This window comes from Finegoldia sp. P3-F-LR, assembly GCF_052932165.1.
The window spans coordinates 61,296-79,409 of the sequence record NZ_JBRFJE010000004.1 but is presented as its reverse complement, the minus strand read 5'-3'; the positions used below and the strand labels follow the sequence as shown (position 1 = coordinate 79,409).

Genomic DNA, 18,114 nt, shown 5'->3' with positions numbered 1-18,114 from the left:
GAGAATAATATGACAGAAAGAAAAATCAATATAAAACCAGCTGATTTGAAAAAGGAAATGGAAAGTGCATATTTGGATTATTCTATGAGTGTAATTGTATCTCGTGCGCTTCCAGATGTAAGAGACGGACTAAAACCTGTTCACAGACGTATAATTTACGGAATGCAACAACAAGGGTTGTTCCCAGATAGAAAATACTCCAAGTCTGCAAGACTTGTAGGGGAAGTTATGGGTAAGTATCACCCTCACGGTGACATCGCAATCTACGACGCAGTTGTAAGACTTGCACAGGATTTCAACATGAGATATCCACTTGTAGACGGTCAAGGTAACTTCGGTTCAATCGACGGTGACGGAGCTGCGGCACCTCGTTACACGGAGTTGCGTATGGACAAGCTTGCACTTGAAATGTTGCGCGACATCAACAAAGACACTGTTGATTTCCAAGACAACTACGACGGTGAAGAACAAGAGCCAGTTGTACTTCCATCCAGATTTCCTAACTTAATCGTAAATGGATCCAGTGGTATCGCTGTTGGTATGGCGACAAATATGGCTCCACACAACTTAGGTGAAACTATAGATGCATTAATCGCATCAATCGACAATCCCAATATTACAATAGAAGAATTGATGAAACACATCAAGGCTCCTGATTTTCCAACAGGTGGAAACATCATGGGACTTGAAGAAGTCAAAAATGCATACACAACAGGACGTGGAAAAGTCAAACTAAGGGCAGAAGCTAGGATTGAGGAATCAAAGGGAAGATACAAAATAATCGTCACAGAAATTCCTTACCAAGTTAACAAATCCAATTTAATCAAAAAAATCGCAGACCTTGTAAAACAAAAGAAATTAGAAGGCATCAGCGATTTGAGAGACGAATCAGACAGAAAAGGTATGAGAATTGTCATCGAAACAAAAAGAGATGCCAATCCAAATATCGTGCTTAATAACTTGTACAAATACACTCAAATGCAAACTACATTCGGGATAATTAACCTTGCACTTGTAAATGGTGTTCCAAAAGTTTTGAATTTGAAACAATTGATCGACCATTATCTTGTTCACCAAGAAATAGTCGTTAGAAGAAGAACGCAATTCGATTTGAACAAGGCGAAGGCAAGAATTCACATAGTCGAAGGATTGTTGAAAGCAATCGACAATATCGATGAAATTATCCACATCATAAGAACAAGTTACGATGATGCGCTTGAAAAATTGATGCAAAGATTTGGCTTTTCAGAAATTCAAGCCCAAGCAATCTTGGATATGAGACTTAAAAGATTGCAAGGTTTGGAAAAAGAAAAACTACAAAATGAATTTGACGAATTGAGCGCATTGATTGAACAATTGACAGAAATTTTGAATAACAGACAATTGCTTTTGAATATCATCAAAGACGAATTATCAGAAATTAAAACAAAATATTCAGACGATAGAAGAACTAAAATTCTAAGAGATGACGGTGATTTTGAAGATATGGAACTTCTAGAAGAAGAAGACATGTTTATTACTATCACTAACAAAGGTTACATCAAACGAATTTCCACAGATGCATACAAAGTTCAACACAGAGGTGGACGTGGTGTTAATGCAATGGGAATGAAAGATGGAGATTTCATCAAAGATATGTTCGCAACTACAACTCATCAAGATTTATTGTTCTTTACTAATAAAGGAAAAGTTTATTCACTAAAAGCTTACGAAGTGCCAGAAGCAAGCCGTACAGCCAGAGGATCCAACATTATTAACCTAATCCAAATCGATGCCGATGAAAGTGTTACACAAGTATTGGCGTTGGATAAGGACAAAAAAGACGATCAATTTATAATATTTATTACTAAAAATGGTAAAGTGAAGAAGACTTCGTTGGATTTGTACGAAAATATTAGAAAAACTGGTATTATAGCTATCAAATTTGACGAAGGTGACGAACTTATCGATGTTAAACTTGTCGAAAAAAATGAAAATGTAATTATCGTCACTAAAAAAGGTATGAGTTTGCAATTTAATGTGGATCAATTGAGAGATTTATCCAGAAATGCTATCGGAGTAAAGGCTATAACGCTTAACAAAGACGATGAAGTTATTTCATTTGATTTGGTAAAAGACAATGAATTCTTGGCAGTTATCAGTGAAAATGGTTACGGTAAGAAGACTGAATTATCCAACTATACTACACAAAACAGAGGTGGAAAGGGAATCAGAACTTACAAAATCGCCAAGAAAACAGGAGATGTAGCGTGTGCAAAGGCATTGAAAAACGAAGATGAGATACTTTTGATTAGTAAAAAAGCTGAGGTTATCAGAATTAAAGCGGAAGGAATATCTACACTTTCAAGATCAACATCTGGTGTATTATTGAAAAATACAGATAAGGGCGAAGATGCGATAGTAGCTGTAGCTAAGTATTTTGAAGAATAAGGAGAAAATTATGCAATTAAACTACGATATAGTCACAAAAGACGAAATAATTGTAAGAATCCAAGGTGATTTGGACATTAACACTTGCGACGAATTCAGAGATGATTTATTGAAAGAATACAAGAAAAATCCAAAAGACATCAGAATTGATGCGACAGATCTTTCATTTATAGATTCAACAGGACTTGGCGCTTTGATAAAAGTGTACAACGAACTAAGAGATAATAACCACAAAATCTACATCGACAATATCAAAAAACACGTCAATAAAGTGTTCACGATAACAGAAATGGACAAGATTTTCGTAATAAAGGAGATATAATGGAAGAATTCAGATTAAGTTTTCAAAATGAAAAAGAAAATGTATCTCTTATAAGACTTTCAGCATCTTTTATTGCGATGAAGTGCGGATTTTCAGTGGACGATATTGAAGATATCAAATTGTGCGCGAGTGAATGCTTGAATTTACAAAGAAATAGATCCAAAATCATCGACTGTACAATGACTATTGACGATGAATCTTTAACACTAATCTTCAAATTAGATGGATTTAATCCACGTGAAAACAACGAAAAGGATAAAATATCGGAAATGATTATCCAATCTTTAATGGATGAATATGAAATCAATGGAAGTGAGATAAAAGTAATCAAGAATAGGAAATAATATTATGGCGAATAAATCAATTAGTAAAGAAGAACAGGAGAATATTAAAGAATTATTCTTGAAATTCCAAGAAACACGAGACAAGAAAACAAGAGATACTCTCGTTGAAAAAAACCTGTATATCGCTGAAATATTGGCTAAAAAATACACAGGAAGGGGAATCGAATACGATGATTTGTACCAAGTTGCATGTATCGGACTAATCCTTGCGATTGACCGCTACGATCCATCAAAAGGCTACGAATTCTCCTCCTATGCAACTCCTACAATAGTCGGAGAAATCAAGAAATATTTCAGAGACAAAGGCTGGGTCATCAGAGTTCCACGCAGAATTCAGGAACTCAATAAAAAAGTTGCCAACGCCAAGATTCACCTTGCACAAACTATGCAAAAATCTCCAACAGTTGAAGACATCGCAGATTACTTGTCGATATCCAACGAAGAAGTTTTGGAAGTGTTGGAAGGGGCGAAGGTGTACGCTCCACAATCATTGGATCAATCAATCGATCAGTCAAGTGATGACAGGGACACTAATCTTAGCGATTTGATTGGAGAAGAAGACAAGGACATGCTGAAGTTTGAAAACAGAGATTTGATTAACAGATGCATGGAGGATTTGAACGAAGTTGAGAAGAAAATTCTTCTTGGAAGATATTTTGATAAGAAAACACAAATCGTGATTGCAGAGGAATTGGATATTTCACAAATGACTGTCAGCAGAATGGAGAAGAAAATTCTCAAAAAATTCAAGGCATCACTAAAGGAACAGCTGGAATTTTAAATGGAAATTTTGAGATTTGAAAATGTTAAATTCATCAAAGAGTACGATGATTTTTCTATAGATAAAAACGAAGTAGTTTTCGTTGTGGGTAAGAGTGGAAGTGGCAAATCCACTCTTCTCAAACTTATCAACAACACATTACAAATGAAATCGGGCAGAATTTTCTACAAAGATAAAAATATTTTGAATATCAAACCTGTTGAATTGAGAAGAAATATCATGATGACATCTCAGGAAAATTTCTTATTCGATATGACAATAAGAGAAAATTTTCATGAGTTTTACAAATTGCGTGATTTGAAAGAATTAACAGATGATGAGATAAAAAAATTTCTCAGAATTACAAACTTTGATGTCGATGTGAACCTCAATGTTGAGAAACTTTCCGGCGGAGAAAAGCAAAGGGTTTTCTTGGCGATTGCACTTAGCATGAAGCCTGAGGTTTTGCTTTTGGATGAGCCGACAAGTGCGTTGGATAATAAAACTGCGTTTGATATGATGAAAAATATCGTGGATTACTGCAAACACAACGACATCACACTTGTAGTTGTCACTCACGCAAGGCCATTGGTGGACGAATTTGCAGATAAGATAATCGATTTGGGAGAATAAAATGGGAATAATTAAAATACCATGGACTAGGTTCGTTCTGATTTATTTGCTTTTGTTAGTTGTGTTATTCGTAATGAAAAAATGTCGTATCAACAAAACAAAAATGCTAGTTGTAGCAAGTGTTCGTATGACTGTCCAACTTATAATCGCAGGTTTCATCCTAACTTATGTGATAAATGCGAACAACAATTTATTTGTAATAATTTACATATTGGTGATGGCGACATTTAGCAGTTTAAAAGTTTTCAAAGGAAATCATTTATCTGACAAATTCAAGGTGATAATAGGGCTTAGTATATTATTTTCGGGATTACTTGTGGAGTGTTTCTACGTGGGATTTGTCATCAGAAAACCGATTTTGGATGCACAATATGCGATTCCAATTTCTGGGATGCTTTTCGGAAACACAATGACTGCTGTAAATTTGGGAGTAAATTACTTAAACGAAAATCTGAAACTAAACAAAAACAAAATCACAACGCTAATTAATTTGGGAGTAAGTGCAGACACAGCACTCATTCCGATTGTGAATCAATCCGTAGAAATGGCGATACTACCGAATTTGAACAGTATGATTGCTATGGGAATTATAAGTCTTCCTGGAATGATGACAGGACAAATCCTATCCGGAGTTAGCCCAAACACTGCGATAATTTATCAGATATCTGTGATGATAGCCATCTGCGCAAGTGTCAACATTGCAAGTTTTTTGTCGCTTTATTTGGGATACAAAAGTTTGATTAATAATAGAGAACAAATAAATTTTGAATTATAATTGGAGGAAAAAAATGAGAATTGAAAAGGATTCTATCGGTGAAATCGAAGTAAGTGACGATGTTTTGTGGGGAGCACAAACTCAAAGAAGTTTCAACAATTTTAAAATCGGAACAGAAAAAATGCCACTTGAAGTCATCAAAGCGCTAACAAGATTAAAAAAAGCGTGTGCGATTTCTAATAACAAATTGGGAAAACTTACAGACGAAAAAAAGGATTTGATTGTGGGTGCATGTGATGAAATCTTGGATCACAAACATGACAGCGAATTTCCACTAGCTGTGTGGCAAACTGGATCTGGAACGCAATCCAACATGAATGTGAACGAAGTTATCGCACACATCGCAAACAAAAAGATTGGGGAGAACATCATTCATCCGAACGATGATGTAAACAAATCCCAAAGTTCTAACGATACATTTCCATCTGCAATCCACATTGCACTTAAACACATGATTGATTCAGAACTAATCGAAGAATTAGAAAACACTGAAAAAGTCTTGGAAAAATTGATGGAAGAAAACAAAGATATCATCAAAATAGGACGTACACATTTGCAAGATGCAGTGCCTCTAAGATTGTCACAAGAAATATCGGGATGGCTTTTCATGATAAGAAAAGGAAAACAACACATCATAGAAGCAAGTAAAGCGCTTAACGAACTTGCAATTGGAGCTACAGCTGTGGGAACAGGACTCAACGCAGTTAAAGGATTCGATCAAATGGTAGTAGATGAAATAAATGCCCAAACAAACGGAGAATTTGTCACTGCAGAAAACAAATTCCATGCGCTTACATCAAAAGATGCAATAAGCTATACTCATGGAGCAATCACAGCACTTGCTAATAATTTGATGAAAATTGCAAATGATGTGAGATTTTTGGCGAGTGGTCCAAGATGTGGAATCGGTGAATTATCAATTCCAGCAAATGAACCGGGCTCATCAATCATGCCTGGCAAAGTAAATCCAACACAAGCAGAAGCATTGACAATGGTTTGTGTACAAATAATGGGCAACAACACGACAATTCAAGTCGCAGCAAGCCAAGGAAATTACGAACTAAACGTGTATATGCCTGTGATTATTTACAACGCATTACAATCAGTACGACTAATCAAAGATGCTACAAAATCTTTTACAGACAATTGTCTAAGAGGACTCAAAGCAAACAGAGAAGTCATCGATTATTATTTGAACAATTCGTTAATGCTAGTCACTGCACTTAACACAAAAATTGGCTACGACAAAGCTAGTACAATCGCAAAATACGCACACAAAAACAACACAACATTAAAACAAGCAGCGCTTGATTTGGAAATTCTAACAGAAGAAGAATTTGACGAATACGTCGACCCTACAAAAATGTGCTAGTTAAAAAAATATTTTATATTGAAAAATAATAATATAAAATATATAATAAGTATGAGGGTAATGGGGGGAGAATATGAAAAAGAAATTAACGATATATGTAGTAGCAGTGATGACGTTTCTGATGCATATTGGATATGACATAAGCTACGGTGAAACAGAAAACAGCGTAACAAAAATGTTGGCTAGTACACAATCTTTGCCAAAAGCAGGCATAGACAACGAGCATATTTTAATAAGCATCGCTTGTTTAATAATAATTACTGGTGCATTTTTTGTGTTTTTTAAAAAAAGAGAAAAAAAGTAAGTTATTGATTTACTTACATAGGCAAGTTTACGCAGTTAAGCATATCGCACATATGCTTAGCTGTTTTTTTGTTTATCTACATAGATTGTTTCAGTTTGTAAAGCAAAAAATCACCAAGCACGAATATCTAGACTACAAAAATAAATAAATCCTAAGCTCATAAGCCTAAAATCGCAAACTCGCTATCGCTCAAACAGTGCGATTTTTGACGGCTTATTTCACTTGGATTTATACTTATTTTCTCCGTATGATATTCTTAGCTTTGGATGATTTTTTTCGCTGCTTATTAAAATACTTTATAAGGAAGAAATAAAGATGAGTAGAAAACCAAAATTACAGGTAATAATCTACGGAAATTTTTTAGAGTTAAGTTGGTCGGATTTTTTCAGAAAAATCTGAATGTAATTTTGGTAATCTACTTTTTGTAATTTATCTACAAATGTTGTTTCAGTTAGAAATAAAAAAAATCATCAAGCACGAATATCTAGACTACGAAAATAAATAAATCCTAAGCTCATAAGCCTGAAATCGCAAACTCGCTGACGCTCAAACAGTGCGATTTCTTGACGGCTTATTTCACTTGGATTTATACTTATTTTCTCCGTATGATATTCTTAGCTTTGGATGATTTTTTATTTTACAAATAATCTATTAAATTTTCTTCTGATATATCTATTGGGTCGTCATGGTAGTATACTTTGATGATCATGTCTTCTGTGATTTCCCAGATGTTTCCTTGGACTGCGAAGATGTTCCACTTATCGATGTCGAAGATTCGTTTGTAGCTTTCATATATTTTTTTGTATTCTTCAGGATACAAATATCTATAATCTTCGGAGCCTATTAGAAACGGGTTGGGCATTTTGTTATCTTTTAAATATTTGTAGTATTGTTTCAAATCTTCTTCATTTAATGGTACGTAATGGTTATTGAGTACGTAGTCCCATTTTGCTCCATCTAGATAGACGACCTTTTCTGCGGGTACTTTGAGGCAATAAGCTACGGAGTTTTCGTCTGGTTTCATGCAGTTTTTGTTACTGACTGAGCACCAAATCGGTAGTTTTACATCGTCAGGTTTTGGGACGATTTGTTCTGCTTGTTTGACAAAATAGGTGTATTTTTCTCTGAAAAACTCATAGATGTCTCCCAAATGTTCACTTGCGTATTCCAATTTGTTGATGAATCTTTTTTCTTTTTTCAATACGTCTAGTGATCTTTTGTCTTGCATTGTGTAAAGCATTACGTATCCATTTGTTTCATTTGGGTTTTTCATTTGTTTCATTATTTGTTCCTTTCTGTTTCGTGCATTATGATGAATGCGATGAGTATTATGACAGGAAGTATGAGTATTGATTTTGTTGAGTAGACAATTGATGTTAGTGTTCCGAGTATACAACCTAGTATGAATATCAAGATTGCAGAATATGTCGTAAATGATGCTTTGAGTAGGTTGTTATCTTTTGTGTAGAAGTAGTCGATGAGTCTGTCGGTTGCTTTTTTCAAATTTCCTGTGCACATTGTCGTCATTAAATCTACTCCATTGAATCTTCTAAATGCTTCGATTTGCATTGCGCACACGAATGATATGAGAAGACATGCTAATTTGTTCAAATTTTCTGGGATAAATCCAACTAATGCAAGGATTATTCCTTCAAAAACTATGATAACTTGTCTCCAATGTACGATTTTCATGTATTTGTGCTTTTTCTCAAATATTCTAACCAAAGTTGTCCCCAAAATGAATGCAATAATCGGCATAACGTAGCGCATTATTTTGTCCAAATTCCCGTAGCAAATATTAATCGAGAGTAGAACGAGGTTTCCTGTTTGTGCGAATGCGAAAACTCCACCACGGGTTACGTAACTGTAGCTATCCAAGAATCCTCCGATTAGTGTTAGTATGAACATAATTTGTAAACTTTCAGATTTCTGTGTCATTAAATCACCTGCTTATTTGATTACATTATACCATTTTTTCATTTATAGAAAAAATCAACTGGATTACAACGTAGCAATCATCCTATCAGCAGTGGTTGCGCTACTACAATTTATAAAAACAACAAGCTCATCTTATTAGATGAGCTTTTGTTTTGTGGAGAATTATTTCCAAGTGTTTAGACATTTTTGATACTTAATATAATCAGCAAACGGCTTTCTTGCAAGGTAGTTGTGATTGTCGTACATGTTTTTTTCTTTTTCTAATTTTTTATCATAAGCAAAACAAAACATCTTGTTGTAGTTATTTTTCATAGGATTCAAATAAACATTGGAGTACAAGAAATATCGGTACTCGTATTGTGTATTGGGATCATCTTTGAAATATATCGTAAAACATGTAGTATTCTCACTTGCATCATTATATTTTTCTATAGATTTGATGTTGGATCTGTCAGTTCCTTGTAAAGTGAGGACTTGGTCAAGTTTTTTGTTTGCGAAATAGCTTTGAATTGGATGATCAACAACCCACCACACAACATTGTAAATTACGAAAATACAGATCACAATTTTAATAAATTTGTATAGTTTATTTTTCATATTCACCTCTTAATACCATTCTTCAGTGTATTTCATGTATTTTGCCTTTTTGAAATAGGTGTTTCCGATAGGACTTCCTGTAGGGTATTCGTAAATAAAAACAATGATTTTGTTCGTATCTTCAAACAAATGCGGCAAACTTTTCAATCTAAAATTAACCAAATGATAACTGTATTTGTATTCAACCAATGGATCATCCTTAAAAATCACATTAAATTCAGAATTACCGGATTTATAATCATAACTTGATGAAATTTTCAAAATATTATCTTTATTAGTTCCTTGCTGTTGCATAAAAGAATACAGCCTGTGTTTTCCACAAAAATATTGAACTGGATGATTAACAGTCCATCCGACAATTAAGTAGACGATTACAATTGTAAGTAGAATTTTAAATAACCTTTTCATAAATCTCACAACCTTTCTTGTGTTAAATACATTATACCCAAATCTTGTGTTAAATACATTATACCCAATTTTTTCAAATCAGAATAGTAAAATCACTCCCCGAAATGTATGTATAAATGAAAGGGGGAGTGAAAATGAAAAAATTAAAAATCACTTCAGTAAATGATGTAAACGGAACACAAAAGAAAAGTTCCAAAACATTCAGTAACTTAAAATCAACAGTTACTAACGAAAACTTAAAAACTGCAGCAGCTGCAATCAATTCATTAGTAGATTCTGATGAAAAACACGCGTATGTAGTAGAAGAAACAGAACTTTAGGAGGTACTTAGATGCAAGAATATTTACAAATCAAAATAGGCAATGATTCAAATGAAACAATGACTATCAACTTAACCAACTATGATCGTGCAAAAACTGATGAACAAATCAAAAATGCAATGGATCAAATCTTACAAACAGAAGTATTCACTGGAAAAACAGCTGTCTACAACAAGAAAATCTCAGCAGATATCGTAACTGTAGACAAGAAACCAATGAATATACAATAAGGATAACACATGGACGAATTCTTAAGTTTTGTCGGTAACGTCGGCTTTCCCATTTCAGTGACAGCATTTCTTCTAATCAGAGTAGAATCCAGATTAGAAGACATCAAAATCTCCATTGAAAAGCTGAACGCCATCCTTACTAACTTAAACAGATAACCTTAATTTCATATATCATTTCCTAAAATTAAACCAACAAACCGGTAAGTCTCATGTAAGATTTACCGGTTTTTGTGTGATTATTTTTAGTATCCAATAATTTTCTCATCGATTTCTTCTATTATATCCTCTGATAATTTTTCAACATCAAAGCGATAGGCAGTGTTTTTTCGTGGATTAAAAATCCCCAAATATTTAATATTTTTAAAAGTTTCGTAATCGCTACGCAAACCCATTCTCCAATATATCAATATTTGAAGAGTGTGATTTTTATTAAATTTGTTCTTCAACACCTTTAAATCCCACAACGTATCATTAGTCAAATAATCACCATCACCAGTTGATATCACATCAGTATATCCACCTTCAAATGTAAAACCGTCTGATACAATCGGACCGTAAATATCGAAAAACTTCAACGTGCGTTCAACCAAAATTCTTGTCGCAGCTATTGATTGTTTGTTTGGGTTAATACTTTCAACAGGAACATAATTTTGAACACCTGCTCGAAGTACAACATCAAAACCAGTCAATTTAATAGCGTTGAAAATCGATGTATCATCAAGACCTGTCACATTATTTAACAAAATAGCAGCATCTTCTTCTTTTTTTATATTTATCGCACCAAATATCGAAATCTTAAAAGATTTAACCAAGTCTTTGCTAATCATAAACCTTGATAAATAATCTACCACCATCCCAATCAAACTCGCATGAACATTGATACAATCGAAAATACTCTCATCACAATCTCCAAGCACATTTTCTTCGAAATCACTTGGTTTTATGTATCCACCACGAGGTTGTTCTACAGATTTTACTCTCTGAGTGACAGACATTCCGCCTAAATTTTTAAATTCCACAACGATTCCTTCTTTACTAATTAGTTATAAGATTTATACCCTATTTTAATCAACAAAAAATCGACTCATTAAGAGCCGATTTTCTTACTTAAATATACAAATTATTTTGCTTCTTCAAATTTGATGTTGTATTCAAAATCTGCTGGATTGTAGTAATCAAGAGCTTTTCCTTCTACTTCTGCGTATGGATAACCGAAGTTATTAAGTGGTTTGTCGTCTTGTTTTGGTTCAAGAGTAAGATCACGACCTGTAGTCAATGCTACACGAAGTGAATCCATTCCACCCCAATAATAATCGGCAAGTTCTTTTGTTTTTTCATCAGATTTGTCTAAATTTTGTTTCAAAACAGCCTTCAAAACATCGCCTGGATCTGCTTTTACCCAACCTTGACCTTGAAGGTAGAATTCAGACCAGCAGTGTTGACCTTTAGTTTCATCATCAGATGCTTTCTTGCTCATTCTTACACCGAAGATTTCACGTGCAGGAACGCCAGCTGCTCTACACAAAGCTACGAAAACTGAGTGGATATCAGTACATTTACCTTGTGGCATATCCAATAATTTTTCAACTTCACCAGTACCGCAACCTTTTACAGATTCGTCACGGTTCATATTAGCGATAGTCCAATCGTAAATTGCTTTTACTTTGTCCAAATCAGTAGTCTTGCCTTCAGTGATTTTGTCAGCAAGTTCTTTAACTTTACCATCAACAGGCATCATGCTGTTTGGTTGTAAGAATTCCTTAAGTTCGTCTTTTTTAGCTTGGTCTTCTTTTTCAGTAAGTTCTCCTCTTTTGATTTCCTTACGTTCAGCATCAAAAGCTAGAGAAACCTTACGGTCAGTAGCTTCATTGTCCCATTCAACATAAAGCATCTTGTTACCTAACTTGTCAGTAGTTTGTTGTTGTTTAGCATGAGTTTCATCCAAATCCACCTTAACGTTAGAAATCTTTTGGTAGTCTGAATCTTGTGGAATTGGTAACCACAATTTTACAGATTTGCCCTTATCGTATTTTGACAAATCAACATTTGTTGTCAAAGTTCCTTTTCTTTCTGCGAAGTTTTCTTCCTTATTTTCTTCTTTTTTGATTTCTACCTTATTAGTGTCTTCCTTTGCAGTTTCTTCCTTCTTAGTTTCAGTAGTTTCTTGTGAGTTATTCTTAGCACATGCTGATAAACTAACCACAAATACCAATAAAAGTAAAATCTTTAATGCTTTTTTCAAAAAACATCCCCCTTTATATATTTTTACAAAAAATTAGGCAATATATGAAATATTGCCCAATTAAATATCTTATTTTGCTGCAGAACCTTCGATTTTATATCCTGCATCCATCCAAGCAACAATTCCGCCTGGGTGACGATATACATTTGTAAATCCAGCTTCTTTTGCGATAACTGCGCCGACATCACTTCTAGCACAACCAACAAAACCACAGTATACAACAACAGTTTTGTTTTTGTCTTCGCCTAAAGCTTTCAAGAAAGCTTCTTTTTGTTCTGGTTTCAATTCGTCTGCTTTCATAGGCAATTCAGCATTTACAGCGCCAGGAATTCTGTTTTTGTCAAAAGATTTCGCAGGCATAGTGTCCACTATAACCATGTCTTTCTTTTGGTCAATCCATGAATTCAAATCTTCTGTAGATACAAGTTCATAACCACCCTTGTTAACAGCTTTTACAAGTTTCATACTTGCAGTTTCAATTTTTTGTTCGTTACCGTCTTTTGCAGTTCCAGGACCTTTTGCGTCTCCAGGAGCAGCCTTTTGGCAACCAGTTGCCAAAACCAAAATCATGGCAAACAATGTCAAAGCTTTAATGAATTTCTTCATTATGTAATACCTCCTAAAATATTCTATATACTTATTATATCGTAAAACTTCAGAAAATTTGAATTTTATTTATTGAAATAATTTATAAATGGGCTGTTTTCAGGGTAAATTTGTGTCATTTTCTATAAATGACATACAATTACTAGATTTTTTATACAAATAATCAATTTACGATTATGATATACTATAATTAATTTAACGTTTTACTATCAATTTCCCAAGGAGGATTTATGTATATTTTAATCGTGGCTGTTGTGCTTTTGTTGGCGCTTTTAGCTGTTAAATTTTCAAATAGATATGGTATTCCGTCGTTTCTATTGTTTATTATTTTAGGAATATCGTTTAATTTTTTCGGAAAAGATTTCAATAATTACAGGTTTGTGGACGAATTTTCAAGCGTCGCGCTTTTGATTATTATGTTCTACGGTGGTTTCGGTACGAATTTGAAAATGGCAAAATCTGTGACAACACAGGGAGTTATCATGGCAAGTGCAGGTGTTGTGTTAACGTCTGTTCTTACGGGAGCTTTTTGTTATTTTGTACTTAAAATCAGTTTCGTGGAATCCATGCTTTTGGGTTCTGTCGTAGGTTCCACGGATTTTGCTTCGGTGAGTTCGATTTTACGAAGCAAGAATTTGAATCTTAAATACTCCACTGCATCCATGCTTGAAATCGAAAGTGGTTCCAACGACCCGACAGCTTACACTATGACTATGATTTTTTTGTCGATTTTGATGGGGTCAAAGACTTCTGTGTTCAAACTGATTTTGCTTCAAGTTGGAATTGGGCTGTTGGTAGGATTTTTGATGGCGAAATTGACCGAAAAATTGATTTTCAAGATAGATTTCTCACAAGACGGTCTGTTTACTGTTCTGATTATTTCCTGCGCACTTTTAACTTTTGCGATTAGCAAGAATTTGGGAGGAAATTCGTTCTTGTCAGTGTATGTACTGGGAATTATGATTGGGAATTTGGAATATTATAGGAAGAAAGAGGTTGTGTTCTTCTTCGATGGTTTTTCGGGAATAATGCAGATTGGTTTGTTCTTTTTGCTGGGACTTTTGGCAGATCCTAAAAGTATCGTAAATGCTGTTCCTGTGGCTTTCTTGGTGATGGTTTTTATCACAATTATTGCAAGACCATTGGCAAGTATACTGCTTTTGAAACCTTTTGGCTACAAGAAAAATCAACTTATTGTAATTTCTGCGGCGGGTTTCAGAGGAGCGGCTGCGATTGCGTTTGCGATTATGGTTATCAACAGTAACGCAAAGTTATCTGTGGATTTGTTCCACATAATTTTCGTGATTTGTCTGTTGTCTTGTTTAATTCAAGGATCCCTTTTCCCGATTATTTGTAGGAAAACCGATATGATTGATCCCGACGATACTGTCCTGAAAACTTTCAATTATTACAGTTCTAAAAGCGATGTTGGTTTTATCGAAACGAAAATAAATGAGCACAGTGAACTTGTAGGAAAAAAAGTTAGTGAGATAGGGCTTCATTTCGATATAATTGTTGCAAAAATTATAAGAGATAACAAACTTGTAGTTCCACGTGGTGATACTGTGATTTGTGTAGATGACACTGTTGTAATTGGCGGTAAATCTTATTTTGATCCTACAGGTTACGGTTTGGTTGAAATCACAATTAGCGACAAAAACAACTGGAATGGTAAAAAGTTAAAGGATATCGACATGATTGATTCTGAACTTGTGGTTATGATTCAATCAAAGAATGGCGAAATCATCGTTCCTTCGGGCAATGTTACGCTTAATGTTGGGGATAAGTTGATTATTCTAAAAGAAACAGTAAGATTGTAAATATTTTGTTAATTGTGAACATTTGATATAAACTCTGATATAATAATAAAATAATTACATTTTAAGGAAGGATTTTATGATAGATTTTTTGATTCAAAAATTTGTTAAAAATTACGAGGACACGCAAAGCTTCACTACACGTAGATCATACGGGAATTTGAGCAGTGCTGTGGGATTGTTCATTAACTTATTTTTGTTTTCTACTAAATTAATAATAGGATTACTCACTAATTCCATAGCGATAATGGCTGATGCTATCAACAATTTATCGGATTGTTTCAGTATTATTCTGATGGTTTTAAGCTTTAGTATGAGCACGAAACCCGCCGATGAAAAACATCCGTACGGTCATTCACGATTGGAATACATATTCTCGTCATTGATTACGATTTTGGTCATTTACATCGGGGTGAAATTGGTCGTTGCATCATTTAAGAAGATTATTCACCCGGAAATTATCACATTCAACATATATTCGTTGATTGTTCTAATAGTAGCGATTGTGGCGAAGTTTTGGCTAAGCAAATTTTACTACAAAATTTCCAAGAAAATCGACTCAGATTTGTTGATGGCAACATCTGTGGATTCAAAAAGCGACTGCATATCCACATCTATCGTACTTATATCTGTTGTAGTGTTCAAGTTGACAAGACTTAATATAGACGCATACATCGGACTTTTGGGTGGTGTTATCATCATCAAAAACGGATTTGAAATGATAACTGACACTGTGGACAAACTTTTGGGAACGGGTGCATCCAGAAAATTCGAGCGTGAAATCATTGATTTCATCACATCATACGACGGTATTTACGGGGCGCACGATTTGAGAGTTCACGATTACGGTCCAGGTCACATCTTCATAACTGTGGATGTCGAAGTGAACAGCTCCGAAGAATTCATCAAACTTCACTCATTGGTAGACAAAATCGAGAGAGATTTGATAGAAAAAAAGGGCGTGTATTCGACGATTCACATGGATCCGTTGGCAGTCAACAATCCGAAAGTTCAAAACTTGCACGAAATTGTCGAAAAAATCATCACCGACGTCAACGAAGATTGGATATTGAACGATTTTAGGATTTGTCCTAAAAAAGAAGGCGATGAGATGATTTTTGACATCAGAGTAGATATAGATGAGAAAATGGAAGACAAGGAAATAGTCGATATTGTGAAAGGTAAAATCCTATCGCAAATCACTGACTACAAGCCGATCATAGCGATTACAAGAGGATATCAAAGAAGAAACTTTTATTAAAATGAAAAACATTAAACGAATTTACGATCAAAACCCACTCAAATTCATACTAGAAGTCTATGCAGTGTATTTGGTGTGGTTTTTTGCAATGGAAAAAATACCCAATAGAAATTATCACATAGTATATTCGAAACTAGACGACTACATTCCTTTTTATAAACCAGCGATACTTATGTACTCATCGTGGTTTTTGATGCTAGTGATACCATTTGTGTATTTACTAAAGAGAAAATCATACGATAATATGTACGACATAATTATCCCGATGTTTTCTGTGATGTTCATATCACTTATAATTTATATGATATATCCGACAGCACTTGACATCAGAGTAACAGATATCACTGGAAATGATATTTGTGCGTGGATAATCAAAGGAATTCACAAGATAGACCCACCAAATAACGTGTGTCCAAGCATTCACGTATCTACAACCGTGATAATTGACAACCAGTTTCGAAAAATATTGAAAAATAAAGGAAAATCGAAGGTTTTATTCTTATTGTGGGATGTGGGAATTTGCATAAGCACAATGCTTGTAAAACAACACAGCATTATAGATGTAATGTGTGGAATTATTCTAGCTCATGTTATACTTTTCGTATTCAATAGAAAACAAAACACAGCTTATCACTATTAGTGACAGGCTGTGTTTTTTGGTTTGTAGAATAATTTATTTGTTTGAAACTGGAAATACAAATGATAATATCATTAAAATCGCAAACGCGAAAATTGATATAACATTGATTATAATGTGAATTAGTCTGAGATTTTTGTTGGATATTTGATTTCTTAGCGCCAAATTCAAAATAGCAAACGGAATCAAATACAACAAGCAGAATCCTTGTTGACCAAATCCATCAAAAAATATCAGTCCTATTAATACAATAATTTGTGCCAAATAAGAAAATGGTATTAGTAATTTCTTCATAAAATATTCCTAGTTTTTCAACATAGACTCAGTTATTTTCAAAAATCTCTTCCAAATAAGAGCAAATATAACGAAATTCACTGCGGCTTGGACTGAGTTTGGAAGAATTGTAGCGATTGCCGTTTTGTTTCCGTAAAGAATTACAGATGTGAAGTAATATCCCACAACCATCACCAATTCACAGATAACTCCCGCAGTTAGAACTGTGGATGTTTTTTGGTTGTTAGTTTTTTTCAAGAACAATCCCATTACAAGAGCCATCAAACCTTTGACTACGAATGTAAACGGTGCAAACGCTGCATATCCAAGCAACAAATCTGCCAAGCTTGAGCCAAACGCAGCGGCAATCATTCCGATAACTGGTCCGAATGCGACAGTGGATAATAATATAATGAAGTCTCCAAGATTAACGTAGCCCATCGCAGGTGACACAGGAATTTTGATTACCATTGTAAAAAACGTTGTAAGCGCGATGAAAATCGCGGCTGTAGTTATTTTTCTAGTGTTCATTTAATCCTCCTCCAATATATTATAGGGTATTTATGTGGTGGTTAATAGTAACAAATTCTGAAAAAATTATGGTAACAGATTTGATAATAAAATTTATTTGAAAAAATATTTTGAAAAATAATGTAACAAAAGGGCACGTTTTACACATTATTATTCAATTAAATAATAAAAAAACAATGAATAATAAATGTTATCAGTAATTTGTCCAAATAAAACAACTTAATTTGCAAAATGCGTGGATTATTCTCTTTATTTTGATGAAAACGATAGAAGTATATTTATTAAATACTAATTTCAAAATTAGTTTGACATTT

General features: G+C 34.1%; 23 protein-coding genes. 14 read left to right on the top strand and 9 right to left on the bottom strand.

Features of this window, described 5'->3' with window-relative positions:
• The first annotated feature begins 9 nt into the window (after nt 1-9).
• The 8 genes from gyrA to ACU68U_RS02845 all read left to right on the top strand — a co-directional run bounded on the left by gyrA (nt 10) and on the right by ACU68U_RS02845 (nt 6,940).
• Entirely contained in the window at nt 10-2,430 is a 2,421-nt protein-coding gene (gyrA, locus tag ACU68U_RS02880; RefSeq protein ID WP_446762717.1) for a DNA gyrase subunit A, read from the top strand.
• A gap of 10 nt (nt 2,431-2,440) precedes the next feature.
• A complete protein-coding gene (locus ACU68U_RS02875) occupies nt 2,441-2,752 on the top strand; it encodes an STAS domain-containing protein (protein WP_446762716.1) in 312 nt (103 codons plus the stop codon).
• Entirely contained in the window at nt 2,752-3,096 is a 345-nt protein-coding gene (locus tag ACU68U_RS02870) for an ATP-binding protein (RefSeq protein WP_002835934.1), read from the top strand. Before ACU68U_RS02875 ends, ACU68U_RS02870 begins: the two co-directional genes overlap by 1 nt.
• A 4-nt stretch (nt 3,097-3,100) precedes the next feature.
• Nucleotides 3,101-3,877, top strand: a complete 777-nt coding sequence (locus ACU68U_RS02865; protein WP_094206581.1) for a SigB/SigF/SigG family RNA polymerase sigma factor — start codon at nt 3,101-3,103, stop codon at nt 3,875-3,877.
• The gene (locus tag ACU68U_RS02860; protein WP_446762715.1) at nt 3,878-4,489 is read left to right on the top strand and encodes an ABC transporter ATP-binding protein; all 612 of its coding nucleotides are present in this window, start codon (nt 3,878-3,880) and stop codon (nt 4,487-4,489) included.
• 1 nt (nt 4,490) lies between these two features.
• Complete coding sequence (locus ACU68U_RS02855) at nt 4,491-5,264, top strand: ABC transporter permease (protein WP_002835931.1); 774 nt, start codon at nt 4,491-4,493, stop codon at nt 5,262-5,264.
• A gap of 13 nt (nt 5,265-5,277) precedes the next feature.
• Complete coding sequence (gene fumC / locus ACU68U_RS02850) at nt 5,278-6,636, top strand: class II fumarate hydratase (protein WP_446762714.1); 1,359 nt, start codon at nt 5,278-5,280, stop codon at nt 6,634-6,636.
• Between the two features lie 73 nt (nt 6,637-6,709).
• A complete protein-coding gene (locus ACU68U_RS02845) occupies nt 6,710-6,940 on the top strand; it encodes an LPXTG cell wall anchor domain-containing protein (protein WP_446762713.1) in 231 nt (76 codons plus the stop codon).
• Nucleotides 6,941-7,577: 637 nt separating this feature from the next.
• Here ACU68U_RS02845 and ACU68U_RS02840 read toward each other — a convergent pair.
• From ACU68U_RS02840 to ACU68U_RS02825, 4 genes are all read right to left on the bottom strand, one after another.
• Entirely contained in the window at nt 7,578-8,222 is a 645-nt protein-coding gene (locus ACU68U_RS02840) for a DUF3841 domain-containing protein (RefSeq protein ID WP_446762712.1), read from the bottom strand.
• Nucleotides 8,222-8,878, bottom strand: a complete 657-nt coding sequence (locus ACU68U_RS02835) for a YoaK family protein (RefSeq protein ID WP_446762711.1) — start codon at nt 8,876-8,878, stop codon at nt 8,222-8,224. Before ACU68U_RS02835 ends, ACU68U_RS02840 begins: the two co-directional genes overlap by 1 nt.
• A 162-nt stretch (nt 8,879-9,040) precedes the next feature.
• Complete coding sequence (locus tag ACU68U_RS02830; protein WP_446762710.1) at nt 9,041-9,475, bottom strand: DUF3139 domain-containing protein; 435 nt, start codon at nt 9,473-9,475, stop codon at nt 9,041-9,043.
• 9 nt (nt 9,476-9,484) lie between these two features.
• Nucleotides 9,485-9,883, bottom strand: coding sequence for a DUF3139 domain-containing protein (locus ACU68U_RS02825; RefSeq protein WP_081091126.1), 399 nt, complete (start codon nt 9,881-9,883; stop codon nt 9,485-9,487).
• A gap of 134 nt (nt 9,884-10,017) precedes the next feature.
• Here ACU68U_RS02825 and ACU68U_RS02820 point away from each other — a divergent pair, with 134 nt between their 5' ends.
• From ACU68U_RS02820 to ACU68U_RS02810, 3 genes are read left to right on the top strand one after another with little or no spacing between them, the layout of a single operon-like run.
• The gene (locus ACU68U_RS02820) at nt 10,018-10,203 is read left to right on the top strand and encodes a DUF1659 domain-containing protein (protein WP_446762709.1); all 186 of its coding nucleotides are present in this window, start codon (nt 10,018-10,020) and stop codon (nt 10,201-10,203) included.
• A gap of 11 nt (nt 10,204-10,214) precedes the next feature.
• Entirely contained in the window at nt 10,215-10,433 is a 219-nt protein-coding gene (locus ACU68U_RS02815; RefSeq protein WP_094204605.1) for a DUF2922 domain-containing protein, read from the top strand.
• Nucleotides 10,434-10,442: 9 nt separating this feature from the next.
• Entirely contained in the window at nt 10,443-10,589 is a 147-nt protein-coding gene (locus ACU68U_RS02810) for a YvrJ family protein (RefSeq protein WP_002835918.1), read from the top strand.
• An 86-nt stretch (nt 10,590-10,675) separates the two neighbouring features.
• Here the strand turns inward: ACU68U_RS02810 and ACU68U_RS02805 are convergent, their stop codons facing one another.
• From ACU68U_RS02805 to ACU68U_RS02795, 3 genes are all read right to left on the bottom strand, one after another.
• Nucleotides 10,676-11,452: a hypothetical protein gene (locus tag ACU68U_RS02805; RefSeq protein ID WP_446762708.1), complete on the bottom strand. Its 777-nt coding sequence runs from the start codon at nt 11,450-11,452 to the stop codon at nt 10,676-10,678.
• A gap of 101 nt (nt 11,453-11,553) precedes the next feature.
• On the bottom strand, nt 11,554-12,675 hold the full coding sequence (locus tag ACU68U_RS02800) for a transglutaminase-like domain-containing protein (RefSeq protein WP_446762707.1): 1,122 nt from the start codon (nt 12,673-12,675) through the stop codon (nt 11,554-11,556).
• 69 nt (nt 12,676-12,744) lie between these two features.
• Nucleotides 12,745-13,281 carry a rhodanese-like domain-containing protein gene (locus ACU68U_RS02795; protein ID WP_446762706.1) on the bottom strand — a complete coding sequence of 179 codons (537 nt, stop codon included), beginning with the start codon at nt 13,279-13,281 and terminating at the stop codon, nt 12,745-12,747.
• 230 nt (nt 13,282-13,511) lie between these two features.
• On the opposite strand from ACU68U_RS02795, the gene ACU68U_RS02790 reads away from it, so the two are divergent.
• From ACU68U_RS02790 to ACU68U_RS02780, 3 genes are all read left to right on the top strand, one after another.
• The gene (locus ACU68U_RS02790; RefSeq protein WP_446762705.1) at nt 13,512-15,101 is read left to right on the top strand and encodes a potassium/proton antiporter; all 1,590 of its coding nucleotides are present in this window, start codon (nt 13,512-13,514) and stop codon (nt 15,099-15,101) included.
• Nucleotides 15,102-15,177: 76 nt separating this feature from the next.
• Nucleotides 15,178-16,359 carry a cation diffusion facilitator family transporter gene (locus tag ACU68U_RS02785; protein ID WP_316533306.1) on the top strand — a complete coding sequence of 394 codons (1,182 nt, stop codon included), beginning with the start codon at nt 15,178-15,180 and terminating at the stop codon, nt 16,357-16,359.
• 1 nt (nt 16,360) lies between these two features.
• The gene (locus tag ACU68U_RS02780) at nt 16,361-16,999 is read left to right on the top strand and encodes a phosphatase PAP2 family protein (protein ID WP_446762704.1); all 639 of its coding nucleotides are present in this window, start codon (nt 16,361-16,363) and stop codon (nt 16,997-16,999) included.
• A gap of 33 nt (nt 17,000-17,032) precedes the next feature.
• On the opposite strand, the gene ACU68U_RS02775 is transcribed toward ACU68U_RS02780, so the two are convergent.
• Both ACU68U_RS02775 and ACU68U_RS02770 read right to left on the bottom strand, forming a co-directional pair.
• The gene (locus tag ACU68U_RS02775) at nt 17,033-17,290 is read right to left on the bottom strand and encodes a hypothetical protein (protein ID WP_102164476.1); all 258 of its coding nucleotides are present in this window, start codon (nt 17,288-17,290) and stop codon (nt 17,033-17,035) included.
• A gap of 9 nt (nt 17,291-17,299) precedes the next feature.
• Nucleotides 17,300-17,800: an ECF transporter S component gene (locus tag ACU68U_RS02770; protein ID WP_446762703.1), complete on the bottom strand. Its 501-nt coding sequence runs from the start codon at nt 17,798-17,800 to the stop codon at nt 17,300-17,302.
• Between the last annotated feature and the right edge of the window lie 314 nt (nt 17,801-18,114).